The organism is Flaviramulus aquimarinus (assembly GCF_039543205.1).
In the GTDB taxonomy this organism is placed as follows: domain Bacteria; phylum Bacteroidota; class Bacteroidia; order Flavobacteriales; family Flavobacteriaceae; genus Flaviramulus_B; species Flaviramulus_B aquimarinus.
Genome location: NZ_BAABJH010000006.1, coordinates 286317 through 300214, shown reverse-complemented (window position 1 = coordinate 300214; position 13898 = coordinate 286317). Strand labels below are relative to the sequence as shown.

The 13898-nt window shown below is 32.3% G+C and carries 15 protein-coding genes; 1 reads left to right on the top strand and 14 read right to left on the bottom strand.

From position 1 onward, the window contains the following. Window positions 1–38: 38 nt before the first annotated feature. On the bottom strand, window positions 39–815 hold the full coding sequence (locus ABD941_RS12830) for a tRNA pseudouridine synthase A (RefSeq protein WP_345274542.1): 777 nt from the start codon (window positions 813–815) through the stop codon (window positions 39–41). Between the two features lie 97 nt (window positions 816–912). On the opposite strand from ABD941_RS12830, the gene ABD941_RS12825 reads away from it, so the two are divergent. Next, the gene (locus tag ABD941_RS12825; RefSeq protein WP_345274541.1) at window positions 913–1332 is read left to right on the top strand and encodes a hypothetical protein; all 420 of its coding nucleotides are present in this window, start codon (window positions 913–915) and stop codon (window positions 1330–1332) included. A gap of 50 nt (window positions 1333–1382) precedes the next feature. On the opposite strand, the gene hisIE is transcribed toward ABD941_RS12825, so the two are convergent. From hisIE to sucD, 13 genes are all read right to left on the bottom strand, one after another. Further along, complete coding sequence (gene hisIE / locus ABD941_RS12820; protein WP_345274540.1) at window positions 1383–1976, bottom strand: bifunctional phosphoribosyl-AMP cyclohydrolase/phosphoribosyl-ATP diphosphatase HisIE; 594 nt, start codon at window positions 1974–1976, stop codon at window positions 1383–1385. Between the two features lie 57 nt (window positions 1977–2033). Next, window positions 2034–2789, bottom strand: a complete 756-nt coding sequence (gene hisF, locus ABD941_RS12815; protein WP_345274539.1) for an imidazole glycerol phosphate synthase subunit HisF — start codon at window positions 2787–2789, stop codon at window positions 2034–2036. Window positions 2790–2867: 78 nt separating this feature from the next. Beyond that, window positions 2868–3059: a four helix bundle protein gene (locus ABD941_RS12810; RefSeq protein ID WP_345274538.1), complete on the bottom strand. Its 192-nt coding sequence runs from the start codon at window positions 3057–3059 to the stop codon at window positions 2868–2870. 47 nt (window positions 3060–3106) lie between these two features. Beyond that, window positions 3107–3841, bottom strand: coding sequence for a 1-(5-phosphoribosyl)-5-[(5-phosphoribosylamino)methylideneamino]imidazole-4-carboxamide isomerase (hisA, locus tag ABD941_RS12805; RefSeq protein WP_345274537.1), 735 nt, complete (start codon window positions 3839–3841; stop codon window positions 3107–3109). 54 nt (window positions 3842–3895) lie between these two features. Then, entirely contained in the window at window positions 3896–4477 is a 582-nt protein-coding gene (gene hisH, locus ABD941_RS12800) for an imidazole glycerol phosphate synthase subunit HisH (protein ID WP_345274536.1), read from the bottom strand. Between the two features lie 67 nt (window positions 4478–4544). Next, window positions 4545–5678 (bottom strand): bifunctional histidinol-phosphatase/imidazoleglycerol-phosphate dehydratase HisB, encoded by a 1134-nt coding sequence (gene hisB / locus ABD941_RS12795; RefSeq protein ID WP_345274535.1) that lies wholly within the window; start codon window positions 5676–5678, stop codon window positions 4545–4547. Continuing rightward, entirely contained in the window at window positions 5678–6712 is a 1035-nt protein-coding gene (gene hisC, locus ABD941_RS12790; RefSeq protein WP_345274534.1) for a histidinol-phosphate transaminase, read from the bottom strand. The genes hisB and hisC overlap by 1 nt, the downstream gene beginning before the upstream one ends. Next, on the bottom strand, window positions 6712–7995 hold the full coding sequence (hisD, locus tag ABD941_RS12785; RefSeq protein ID WP_345274533.1) for a histidinol dehydrogenase: 1284 nt from the start codon (window positions 7993–7995) through the stop codon (window positions 6712–6714). Before hisD ends, hisC begins: the two co-directional genes overlap by 1 nt. 16 nt (window positions 7996–8011) lie before the next feature. Continuing rightward, complete coding sequence (gene hisG / locus ABD941_RS12780; protein ID WP_345274532.1) at window positions 8012–8869, bottom strand: ATP phosphoribosyltransferase; 858 nt, start codon at window positions 8867–8869, stop codon at window positions 8012–8014. Between the two features lie 323 nt (window positions 8870–9192). Next, a complete protein-coding gene (locus ABD941_RS12775) occupies window positions 9193–10005 on the bottom strand; it encodes a prohibitin family protein (protein WP_345274531.1) in 813 nt (270 codons plus the stop codon). A 13-nt stretch (window positions 10006–10018) separates the two neighbouring features. After that, complete coding sequence (locus ABD941_RS12770; RefSeq protein WP_345274530.1) at window positions 10019–12052, bottom strand: VWA domain-containing protein; 2034 nt, start codon at window positions 12050–12052, stop codon at window positions 10019–10021. A 50-nt stretch (window positions 12053–12102) separates the two neighbouring features. After that, complete coding sequence (fabG, locus tag ABD941_RS12765) at window positions 12103–12849, bottom strand: 3-oxoacyl-[acyl-carrier-protein] reductase (protein WP_345274529.1); 747 nt, start codon at window positions 12847–12849, stop codon at window positions 12103–12105. Window positions 12850–12964: 115 nt separating this feature from the next. Continuing rightward, window positions 12965–13837: a succinate--CoA ligase subunit alpha gene (sucD, locus tag ABD941_RS12760; protein ID WP_345274528.1), complete on the bottom strand. Its 873-nt coding sequence runs from the start codon at window positions 13835–13837 to the stop codon at window positions 12965–12967. Window positions 13838–13898: the final 61 nt, after the last annotated feature.

Below are 13898 nucleotides of genomic sequence, written 5' to 3'. Positions count from 1 at the left end.
GTTGTTTATTGCGTGTGTAAATTACAAAAGCTTTAGCATTATTCAAATTCTATTTTGTTAAGAATCAATCCAGATGCTGGTGCTATATAATTCATTTTTACCGTACTATTAGGCAACAGACTGGTTTTAATAGCTTCTAATGTTAGTTTACCTTTTCCTAAATCTATAAGTGTCCCCATCATTAACCGGATTTGATTTCGCATAAATCCTTTTCCTTTTACTCGAAGAATATATGTTTTTTCAGGAAAATAATTGGCGGTATAGATGGTGTTTTCAACTAATTCGCACAGTAAAATTTCACGATTGTAAATGCCATTATCGCTTGGCTTATAGCAATAGGTTTTAAAGTAATGCTTCCCTTGAAATAATTTAGCGCCTTCTTTCATAATTTCAATATCTAAATCATCTAGAATAGTTGTCATTATAGGCGCACAAAATGGATGGTTTTTTTGTCCAAAAGAAAATAAATAAAGGTATTCTTTAACTTTTGAATGATTAATAATATTAAATTTCTCATCAACTTCACGAATATGTAATGCTCGAATGTCTTGCGGCAAATTATAGTTGAATAGTTCTAAAAAGGTAGATTGGTCTTCAATAGGTTCTTGTAAAAACAATTCGAATGCAGCACTTTCCGCCGATACCATAGCATCTGTTCTCCCAGAACTTAGGCTTTTAAATGGTTTGCCTTCCAAAATATAATTTAATGTTCTGTCGACCATTAAATGTAATGTTTTCACACTTGGCTGTTTTTGCCATCCATGAAATCTATATCCTAAATATTGAATGGAAATGACGTAAAAATGCTTCTTCATGATGTGCTTTTAGGAGGCCGAAAAGTACATTCTTTTATTAATTGTAGCAAAAAATTTATAACTTGTTACTCTAATTTCTAACTAAAAACTAAATATTATGTCTAAATCATCAACTAATAAACCACCAATTTGGTTTTGGATTGTAAGTGTTATTGCGCTTGTTTGGAACGGTATGGGTATAAATGCTTATTTGCAACAAGCTTATAATACCGAAAGCTATCAAGCTATGTATACTACAGAACAACAAGAAATAGCTGCCAACCTGCCAATTTGGGTTACCGCTGCTTTTGCTATTGCGGTTTTTGCAGGTGCTTTAGCCGCTTTATTATTATTGCTTAGAAAAAAACTAGCTACAAAACTTTGGATGCTCTCCCTTATTGCAGTAATACTTCAAATGGGGTATTTACTTATTAATGGTTATGCTTCCAGTATTGGAATGACCATAATGATCATTGTATTTGCCTTTGTTTTTGTATGGTTTTCAAGACTATCTGCCTCGAAGGGGTGGATATCATAAAAATTACTAATCAGTCAATAAAAAGTGTTAGAACAATGTTTTAACACTTTTTATTTATGTCTTCCTTTTAATTCGCTTTCAATATCTTTTAAAGTAAATCCTTTTGCTTGTAATAACATTAAATAATGAAACAGTAAATCTGCTGATTCATAAAGAAATAATTCATCGTTATTATCCATAGCTTCAATAACGGTTTCTACAGCTTCCTCACCTACTTTTTGAGCGACTTTATTAATACCTTTTGAAAACAGACTAGCTACATAAGATTTTTCAGTATCCTTATTTGCAACGCGCTCTGATATAACATTTTCTAAGGTTGAGAAAAAACCATATGATGACTTATTGTCTTCTCCCCAACAATTATCTGTTCCTTTATGGCATGTTGGACCCGTAGGATTTACCTGAATTAAAAGTGTATCATTATCACAATCATTTTTGATATCAACAAGGTTTAAAAAATTACCGCTTTCTTCACCTTTTGTCCATAGGCGTTGTTTACTTCTACTAAAAAAAGTAACTTGTTTTGTTTCTATAGTTTTTTGATAAGCTGCTTCATTCATGTAGCCTAACATCAATACATTTTTTGTTATGGCATCTTGAATAATTGCTGGAACTAAGCCCTTTGAGTTGTATTTTATTACCATGATTATTTTTTTATAAATTGCTAAAACTGCCAAATATTTGGAACAGCAGCATGACGACTAAAGTCGCACTTCTATATGATTCTTTTTTAATTCTTTTTTTAATTCAGGGATGGGTATTTCTCCGAAGTGGAATACACTTGCCGCTAAGGCTGCATCTGATTTTCCATCTTTAAACGTGTCTATAAAATGCTGCACATTTCCCGCACCTCCTGAGGCTATTATTGGAATATTTAATTCTTCAGATAGTTTAGCTAAAGCTTCATTGGCAAATCCGTTTTTTGTACCATCATGATTCATTGAGGTAAACAAAATTTCACCAGCACCACGTTGTTCAACTTCTTTTGCCCATTGAAATAAATCGATCTCTGTTGGAATACTTCCTCCTGCTAAATGCACTTTCCAATTACCATCAACCTGTTTTGCATCAATGGCCACAACAACACATTGGCTTCCAAATTTATTCGATAATTCATTTACCAATTCGGGTCTTTTAACTGCTGAAGAGTTTATAGATACTTTATCTGCACCACATTGCAAAAGTGCATCCACATCCGCGACAGATGAAATACCACCCCCTACAGTAAATGGGATATTAACTTGTTCCGCAACGTGTAAAACCATATCTAAAGTGGTTGCACGTCCTTCTAAAGTCGCTGATATATCTAAAAACACTAACTCATCGGCTCCGTAATCAGCATATTGTTTAGCGAGTTCTACTGGATCTCCAGCATCACGCAAATCAACAAAATTGACACCTTTTACTGTGCGTCCATTTTTAATATCTAGACAAGGTATAATTCTCTTTGTTAACATCTGTTTTTTTTTAAGTAAATAGTATTTAGTCGTTAGTATCTAGTTTATAGTAGTTAGTATTTAGTAGTTGGCTTAAGGCTATTTTGTAAGGATCTGTTCATTTTTTGAATTTCTTCCTGCTCCTTCAGCAATGTTAGACGGTATTGAAACACTACATCTTTTTATCTGAGAAATTAACCCAAAACGTTCTTCATTAGGCAACGCTTTAGATGTCAAATAAATTTGTTCTACCAAATCCATTGATTTTTTTCCAAATATGTAAATCTTCAAATTTATTCATTCTAATTACTAACGACTAACTAATAATCACTTTATAGCTATACAAATTTTTCTAGTTCATAAAGGCTGATTCTGTTTTCGTAAATAGCTTTTCCTATAATAACACCTTCACAACCTAATTCAATTAATTTTGGTAATTCATCAATATGAGAGATTCCACCTGATGCAATCAACTTTATAGATTGCCCGATACTACTATTACTACATGCTTCAATGATTTCTTTATACAAATCAAACGATGGCCCTTGCAACATCCCATCTTTTGAAATATCTGTACAAATTACATACTGAATTCCTTTCTTTTGATAGTTTTTTATAAATGGAATAACATCCTCTTTACTTTGCTCCATCCATCCGCTTATAGAAATTTTCCCAGCATCACTATCTGCTCCAAGAATGATTTTGTTTCCGCCATATTTATTAATCCATCCTTCAAAAGTTTCAGTATCTTTAACTGCAATACTTCCCCCAGTTATTTGTCTTGCTCCAGAATTAAAGGCAATGTGTAAATCTTCATTGGTTTTTAAACCACCTCCAAAATCTATTTTTAATTTTGTTTTCGAAGCAATCTGTTCAAGGACTTTGTAATTTACAATGTGTTTTGCTTTAGCTCCATCTAAATCAACTAAATGCAAGTATTCAATACCTGAAGCTTCAAACATTTTTGCCACTTCAAGCGGGTTTTCATTATAAATCTTTTTAGTATCATAATCGCCTTTGGTTAAGCGAACACATTTTCCATCGATGATATCTATTGCTGGTATTATTCTCATTTTTTTAAGCTGTTTGCTTTTGGCTTTTAGCTATTGACTAATTTCCAATGTTATTTATAAATCTAAAAAGTTTTGTAATATTCTAGCTCCTGCTGTACTACTTTTTTCTGGATGAAACTGAACGCCATAAAAATTTTCGTGCTTTAAAGCAGAAGCGTAATTGATGCCATAATCCGTCTTAGCTATAGTTTCATTACAATGTTCTGCATAATAACTATGCACCAAGTACATATACTCATTTTCTTTAATACCTTTAAATAAATCTGACTTTAAATCTTTAATAACATTCCAGCCCATTTGCGGGACTTTTACATTACTGTCAAATCGTTTTACATCTGTTTGAAAAATACCTACACCTTTTGTATGGCCTTCTTCTGTTGATTTACAGAGTAATTGCATCCCTAAGCAAATCCCTAACACGGGTTGTTTAAGTGTCGGGATTAATTTATCTAAGCCACTTTCTTTTAGCATTTTCATGGCACTACTAGCCTCTCCAACACCTGGGAAAACAATTTTATCTGCAGATTTTATTACATCGGCATCATTTGATAAAATAGCATCTACGCCCAAACGTTTAAAGGCAAACTGGATACTTTTTATGTTTCCAGCTCCATAATTTATAATAACTAATTTCATTTTTAAGCTTTTAGTTCTAGGCCCTTGGCTTTTAGCAAGTTGCTAATTGCTAAAGGCATAAAACTATTTATAACATTCCTTTTGTTGATGGTAAAATCATTTTTTCAATATCGCGTTTTACAGCCATTTTAATGGCTTTTGCAAAAGCTTTAAATATGGCCTCAATTTTATGGTGCTCATTGGTGCCTTCTGCTTTGATATTTAAATTGCATTTGGCTCCATCGGTAAACGATTTAAAGAAATGATAAAACATTTCGGTTGGCATTTTACCAATCATTTCTCGTTTAAAATCGGCTTCCCAAACCAACCAATTCCGACCTCCAAAATCAATCGCAGCTTGTGCATAGCAATCATCCATAGGTAGGCAAAAACCATAACGTTCTATACCTAGTTTTTTACCTAGTGTTTTGTTAAACAATTCACCTAAAGCTATGGCTGTATCTTCTATGGTATGGTGTTCATCAACGTCTAGGTCGCCATCAACCTTAATGTTTAAATCTAATTGTCCGTGACGTGCTATTTGATCTAGCATATGGTCAAAAAAAGCTAATCCTGTATCAATTTTACTTTTCCCAGTGCCATCAAGGTTTAATTGAATGGCTATTTTTGTTTCATTCGTATTTCTGATTAAACCTCCTGAACGCTCATCCGCTTTTAAAAATGCATATATTTTGGCCCAATCATTACTTTCTAAAGCAATAAAATCATTTAAGGTTTCACGTTTTACAGTAATTTCGTTTGTTCCTAAATTGGTTTCATCATTAATGAATATACCTTTGGCTCCCAAATTTTTAGCCAATTCAATATCGGTTAACCTATCACCTATTACAAATGAATTTTCTAAATCATAATCTTCAGAAAAATATTTAGTCAACAAGCCTGTATTAGGCTTTCTTGTTGGAGCATTGTCTTTTGCAAACGTTCTATCTATAAACTGTTCTTTAAAAGTAATTCCTTCGTCTTCAAAGGTTTTAATTATAAAATTGTGAACGGGCCAAAATGTGTTTTCTGGATAAACATCTGTACCTAATCCATCTTGATTGGTAATCATGACAATTTCATAATCCAATTCATTAGCAATTCTACCAAGATATTGAAATACTTTTGGGTAAAACTCTAACTTTTCAAAAGAATCTATTTGTTCATCTGCTGGCTCTCTAATAATGGTGCCATCTCTATCGATAAAAAGTACTTTTTTCATTATATAGAATTTAGAGTATCTATTAATATTTTATTTTCTTCAGGTGTACCGATGGTAAAACGCAAACAATTTTCGCAACCTGGCTGTGTTGTTCTATTTCTAATAACTATGCCCTTTTCTATAAGCTGATTATAACGTTTTGTTGCATCATCCACTTTTACCAGAACAAAATTAGCATCTGTTGGATATATCTTAAATATGAAATCCACCAAATTTAATTTGCTTATTAAAACATCTCGCGCTTGTAAAATATCTAAAACTTGTTGTTTTGTCAATTCATTTTGCTCTAATTGTAAAATCGCTTTTTGTTGCGTTAATTCGTTTACATTATATGGCGGCTTAATGCGATTCAAAACTGAAATAATAGCTTCTGATGCAAAACAAATTCCCAAGCGAATTCCTGCCATACCATAAGCTTTTGAAAGTGTTTGGGTTACAATTAAATTAGGAAATTCATTTAATCTACTTACCCAACTTTCTTCATTTGAAAAATCAATATAAGCTTCATCTATAACGACTATACCTTTAAATTCTTTAATTAGTTTTTCTATAGCTATAGCCTCAAAACTATTTCCTGTTGGATTATTAGGTGAACATAAAAACAACAGTTTAGATTTTGTGTCAGCTTCATTTAAAATAGTATCAACTTTGGGTTGGAAATCATCATCTAACTGAACTCTTTTAATTTCAACAGCATTAATGTTTGCCAACACACTATACATGCCATAAGTTGGTGGTAATGTAATGATGTTATCCTGATTAGGCTCACAAAAAGCCCTGAATATTAAATCTAAAACTTCATCACTTCCGTTTCCTAAAAGTATGTTTTTAACAGGAATGCCTTTTATTTCTGACAATAATGATTTAACAGTCCTTTGTTGTGGGTCTGGATATCGGTTTACGCCATTTTCAAAAGGATTTTCATTGGCATCTAAAAATACCATATCATCACTATTACCTTGAAATTCATCTCTTGCCGATGAATACGGTTTTAGTGCTTTTATTGTTGGTCTTATTAAATCTTGAATGTTCATTATTTCAAATCCTTTAAACGAATGGTCACAGCGTTTTTATGTGCTTGTAAGCCTTCAGCTTCTGCCATTAACTCAATAGTTTCTCCTATATTTAAAATACCTTCTTTTGATATTTTCTGAAAGGTCATACTCTTCAAAAAACTATCGAGATTGACTCCTGAATAGGCTTTTGAAAAGCCATTTGTAGGCAAGGTATGATTGGTTCCTGAAGCATAATCGCCGGCACTTTCTGGTGTATAATCCCCTATAAAAACTGAACCTGCATTATTTATTCCGTTTACGTATAAAACTTCATTTTTAGCACAAATAATAAAATGTTCTGGACCATATGCATTAATTAATTCTAGTGCGATGTCATCATTCTCAACATAAATTAGCTTTGAATTTGCTATGGCTTTTTCTGCAATGGTTTTACGCGGTAGCACCTTTAGTTGTTTTTCAATTTCTTCTGAAACTGAATTGATTAAATCATTGGATGTTGATACTAAAATAACTTGACTATCGGTACCGTGTTCTGCTTGACTTAACAAATCGGAAGCAATATAAGATGCGTTTCCTGATGCATCGGCAACAACCAATAATTCACTTGGCCCTGCTGGCATATCAATGGCTACACCATACTTTGTTGCTAATTGTTTAGCTACTGTAACAAACTGATTTCCTGGTCCGAAAATTTTATAAACCTGAGGGATAGTAGCTGTGCCAAGAGTTAAACCAGCAATAGCCTGTATACCTCCAACTTTTATGATTTTGGTCACCCCACAAAGTTGTGCCGCAAATAAAATTTCTGGTGCCAAATGACCTGTTTTATTTGGTGGTGAACATAAAACAATGTCTTTACAACCAGCAAGTTGAGCTGGAACCGCTAGCATTAAAACTGTTGAAAACAAAGGTGCGGTACCGCCAGGAATATATAAACCCACTTTTTGTATGGGACGTTTTTCTTGCCAACATTGTACACCATTAGTTGTTTCTATTTCTACTTTTGATGTTTTTTGTGCTTTGTGAAATGCTTCTATATTTTGCTTTGCTAACTTAATAGCATTTTGAAGTTTTTCTGGCACGTTTTGGATAGATGTTTGAATCTCTTCCGTTGTAACGATGTTAGAATCCAGAGAAATTCCATCAAAATATGACGTATATTTTTTGATAGCTTCATCACCTTTTTGAGAAACTTCCTCAAAAATCTGATTTACAGTAGCTTCAATATCATCAACTGTTTGTGTTGGCCGTTTTAGAATTTCCGACCAGTCACTTCTATTTGGATTATTTATGATTTGCATTTTAATTAAAGCTAAATTATAATACCATTTTTTCTATTGGGCATACCAAAATACCTTGAGCGCCATTATTTTTCAATTCATCAATAACATCCCAAAACTCATTTTTACTAATCACGGAATGTACTGAACTCCAACCCTCTTCTGCTAAAGGCAAAACTGTTGGGCTTTTCATTCCTGGCAATACATTTATAATGTCTTGTATTTTATCATTTGGTGCATTAAGTAAAATATATTTAGATTGTCGTCCTTTTAAAACGGATTGAATCCTGAATTGAATTTTATCTAATATTGCTTGTTTTTCTTCACTTAAAATGGGTGAAACTGCTAATACAGCTTCAGATTTTAGAATAGTATCTACTTCTTTTAAATTATTTTTAAACAAGGTGCTTCCACTTGAAACAATATCGCAAATGGCATCTGCAAGTCCAATATTCGGAGCTATTTCCACGGAACCATTAATAATATGTAGATTGGCTTTTACCCCATTTTTATCTAAATACATTTGCACTGTATTTGGGTAAGAGGTCGCTATGCGTTGGCCTTCTAAATCTTTAATACTTGAATATTTTGCAGATTTTGGAACTGCTATACATACGCGACAAGTTGAAAAACCAAGCTTTTCAACGACATGAATGCCTTTTCCTTTTTCTATTAAAACATTTTCTCCAATTATGGCAGCATCAACCACACCATCTTTTAAATACTGTGGTATATCGCCATTTCTTAAATAGAACACTTCTACAGGAAAGTTTCTAGCTGAAGCTTTCAATTGGTCTTTTCCATTATCGATGGAAATACCGATATCTTTTAAAATTCTCATCGAGTCTTCATTTAATCGTCCCGATTTCTGTACTGCAATTCTTAATTTACTCATTTTATTGTTTTTATGAGTTTGAAACAATCTAGTTGGTATTATAATTAAAAAACCCGCTTGATTGTCTCAAACGGGTTTAAAATATATGTTGATTTTATTCAATACATTTTCACTTCGCTTGAGGGCAAATATGAAAATGATGATGTAATTGAATAAAAATCATGTCTTGTTTTTTTTCTTATGCAAATATCTGTAATTTATATGGATAATTCCAAATTATTATTACAATTCTTAAAAACTATTGATTATTATAGATATTTAGTTTAAAATATTATTTATTATTCAAAATAATCAACAGTTATCTAAATTTCTTAATTTTAATCCTATTGATTTCCAAGGATAATTGGCATTCCACTATCACCTGAACCAATAACTATCACTTTGCTATTTGATGATTCAGAAAGCTTAACAGTTGCTTCTATACCTTTATCTTGAAGAATTTTATCTGTCAATGATGCGCTTAATATACGGTTAGCATCTGCTTTACCTTGTGCTTCAATAATTACTTTTTCGGCTTCTTTCTTTGCTGTAACCAGCCTAAATTCATACTCTAAAGATTCTTGCTCTTGCTTTAGCTTACGTTCAATGGCATCTTTAATAGTATTTGGTAGTTTTACATTTTCTACAAGGACACGTTTTACATTAACATATTGTCCTTCTAATTCTATTCTAACTTGTTCTAAAATTTCTAATTCTATAATATCTCTTTTACTAGAGTAAAGTTGCTCAGGTGTATAACGTCCAACAACACTTTTTGCAGCTGCATTTATGGCTGGACTTAGGAGTTCTCTAATATAATCCTCACCTTTTGTTTGAATTAGTTTTCCTAGGTTTTTATATTCTGGCTCAAACCAGATAGTGCCGCTTACAGTAATATCTAACCCGTTTACTGAAAGGACATTCATGTTGTCTGAAATAGATTGCTGACGAACTTTTTGAACAATCATATCATTCCAAGGTGCTACAATATGAAAGCCTTCACCGTAAGTTCGCTCTGTATTAATACCGTCGCCAAGAGGTTCAAATAAAACGCCTCCTTCACCTGGCCCTATAGTTACTAATGATTTAGATAATATTATTACTAATACAATTGCGCCAACTATAAAAGGCAATGCTATTTTTGGTAATTTTTCCATTATTTATTTTTATTTAAGTTAATCCGTTATATTTTCTTAAAAACCACTCTATACCAAGGCTTAATGCTATAATGGCAAGTAGATATTTCCAATCTATCAAAGGTATGCTATTTTTGCTGCTTTTTTGAATTGGAACGTATCTATTATCATTTATTAATGTGCTAACTAAATCTTGAGTGGTATTAATAAAATGACTTGAACCTGAACTGTTAGTAGCTAACTGCTGTAATTTTGTTACATTGGCATTTAAAAATTGTTGTTCTACGTTATACTCTAGAATCTGAAAACTGCCTGATTTAGATATATTTTCATTGGAAGCTTTTATTGTAAAATCATATTCTGCTGCTGGCAAACTACTTAAATCTACTTGATAATTATTGTTTTTTAGAATTAGAGGAAATGTTTTTTGTGCTTTTGAAAGCTTATCCAGTACAATGATTTTTAGTGTTTCACGTGTGTCAAATACATAGTTTTTATCAAAAAATTCTGCTTTTATCACAATATTGCTACTACCATTGTAAAATGATTCGTAATCGATATTCAATCTACTTCTTTGTTTATTGGATGCTAAATACTGAATAAGCTTACCAACAAAATCATCAAATTCGTTAAAGGAATTACTATTTATATAACTTTGTGCACGCCATTGCCAAATATTTTCTCCAAACAACACAGCTTCCCTTCTACCGTTAGTTTCAAAAGTTGCCAATAACGGGCTTTCTGTCGAAACACCATTTATGGTTTTATTTAAAATAGATTCAAAAGGTACTGAAAATCTTGTAGAACCAAAGTTTGAAAGTAATGGTGGAAATGACTCGAAATTCAAATCCTCAATAATAAATGGTGAGTAATTAATATTTAATTCTGCTTGATAGTTTTCTGTTTGATTTGTTATGTCTTGGGTATAGTTTTTATTAATTCTATTTAAAAAACTCAAGTCTGTTTTTGCTCCAAAAACACTAAATCTGTTCTTGTTTTGTAGATCTAAAAGTGTGAATAATTTATTGAATTTATTATTTGGCTGATACAATATAATTAACTGAAAATCATTTATTTGACTTAATATTTCTTTTGAGTTAAAAAATAACACGGAACGCTGTTCATTGCTTTCAATACTTTTCTTAAGCGTACCTAAATCTGGATGTGGAAAATCGCTAACAATCGCTATTTTTGTTTTCTGATTGATAACTTCAACTGCAAAATTTTTAGAATTATTTATTTTATTTTTTTCACTTTCTAAAGGAACTAGGGTAGCTTTATAATTACTAACCCCGACCTTATTTGCTGGTAATGTGAAATTGATGACTTTTGAATTATTGCTTTTCGAAAATTTTACGCTTTCAGAATAAACAGTTGTATTACCGTTATTAACTACAAACCTTGAATTTATAGTGTTATTTCCATTATAAACTAGAATAGCTTCAACAGGAAATTTATTCTTTAAGTAGGCATACTTGTTAACATTTAATTGCTGAATCTTTAAATCGGTATAAGTAATCGTATCTCCTAATATTATTGGATATATAGGTTGATTATATATATTTGAAACAAATTGATAATCATTGCCGTAGGTTTGATTTCCGTCTGAAACTAAAAGTGTTGGTGCTGTTGTTTGTTTATATATTTGGGTTAGTTGACTAAAGGCATTATAGATATTGGTTTGCTTTTCTGTAAAAGTTACCGAATCGGAAGCTTTTAATGATTCTCCAAACGTATAATATTCTAAATTAAATTTATCTTTTAAATCTTTATTCGCTGATAATTTTTCAAAAAAATCATTAACCTTTTTATCTTGATTAAGGTGTTTAATTGAACTTGAATTATCAATAACCACTACTAAATCAGGTTTTTCAACAGACAGTTTAATTTGCTCGAAACTGGGGTTTATAAGAAGTAATAAAACAGCAAACAGACTAATAAACCTTAAAAAAGAAAAAAGCATGTCTAATTTAGACACGCTTTTCTTTTTATTAAAATACTGAAAAAGCGCTAATAACAGTGCTATAATCCCAGCAATTATAATATATATTAGAGTTTCTGTTTGCATTAATGAATTTTTGATTTACGATTTAAAATTCTAAAATCGCAAACCGTAATTTATGTCAACATTCCGCCGTCTACATTTAAAGTCTGCCCTGTTACATAAGCACTCATATCGCTAGCTAAAAACACACAAACATTTGCAATGTCTTCTGGTGTACCGCCTCGTTTTAAAGGAATTCCGGCACGCCATCCTTTTACAACTTCTTCATCAAGTTTGGCTGTCATTTCAGTTTCAATAAAACCAGGAGCAACAACGTTACTTCTAATATTTCTTGAGCCTAATTCTAAAGCTACAGATTTAGAAAACCCGATGATACCTGCTTTTGAAGCGGCATAATTGGTTTGTCCTGCATTCCCTTTAACACCTACCACTGAACTCATATTGATTATTGAGCCTTTGCGTTGTTTTAACATTGTTCTTTGAACGGCTTTTGTCATATTGAAAACAGATTTCAAATTGACTTCAATAACGGTATCAAAATCGGCTTCAGAGAGACGCATTAATAAGTTATCTTTTGTTATACCTGCGTTATTCACCAAAACATCAATACTTCCAAATTCGGCAACAACGTCGTTAGCCAAGTCTTGAGCTTCTTCAAAACTTGCAGCGTTACTTTTATACCCTTTAGCTTTTACACCTAGTGCATTAAGTTCTTTTTCTAATGCGTTTGCTGCATCGACAGATGAACTATACGTAAACGCTACATTTGCACCTTGTGCTGCAAACACTTGTGCTATGCCCTTACCTATACCCCTACTTGCTCCAGTAACTATGGCTGTTTTTCCTTCTAAAAGTTTCATGTGTTATTTAGTTAGTTGTTATTAATCTTGTAGTATCAAATATAATAAATCCAAATGGCTTCAAATAAAAAAACCTCACAAGATTTGTAAGGTTTTAGAATTTATTTTCTATGTTTTAAGCTAATACTTCAGCTATCTTTTTACCAATTTCAGCGGGAGAATCAACAACATGAATTCCACATGCTCTCATGATTTTCTTTTTGGCTTGTGCTGTATCGTCACTACCTCCAACAATAGCACCTGCATGTCCCATAGTACGTCCTGCAGGGGCTGTTTCGCCAGCTATAAAACCTACAACAGGCTTTTTGCTTCCGCTAGATTTGTACCAATTAGCAGCATCGGCTTCCAATTGCCCTCCTATTTCCCCAATCATAACAACAGCTTCGGTTTCTGGATCGTTAATTAATAATTCAACAGCTTCTTTAGTTGTTGTCCCGATAATTGGATCGCCTCCAATACCAATTGCTGTAGTAATGCCTAAACCTTGTTTAACAACTTGGTCAGCAGCTTCATAAGTCAGAGTACCAGATTTAGAAACAATACCTACTTTACCTTGCTTGAATACAAATCCAGGCATGATACCAACTTTAGCTTCTCCAGGGGTAATAACACCAGGGCAGTTTGGTCCAATTAATCTACAGTCTTTATTTTTTATATAATTTGATGCGGTAATCATATCGGCAACAGGAATACCTTCTGTTATGGTAATGATTACTTTTATACCAGCATCGGCAGCTTCCATAATAGCATCGGCAGCAAATGCCGGTGGAACAAAAATAATTGTAGTATCTGCTCCAACTTGCTCAACAGCTTCTAAAACTGTGTTAAAAACAGGTTTATCCAAATGCTTTTGACCTCCTTTTCCTGGGGTAACACCGCCAACAACGTTGGTGCCATATTCAATCATTTGACTGGCATGAAATGTTCCTTCACTACCTGTAAATCCTTGAACTATTATTTTTGAATCTTTGTTTACTAAAACGCTCATAGAAGATTTTTTATCATTATTATAATTACTTAACAAAAGTAATTTTTTGTATTATATTTTT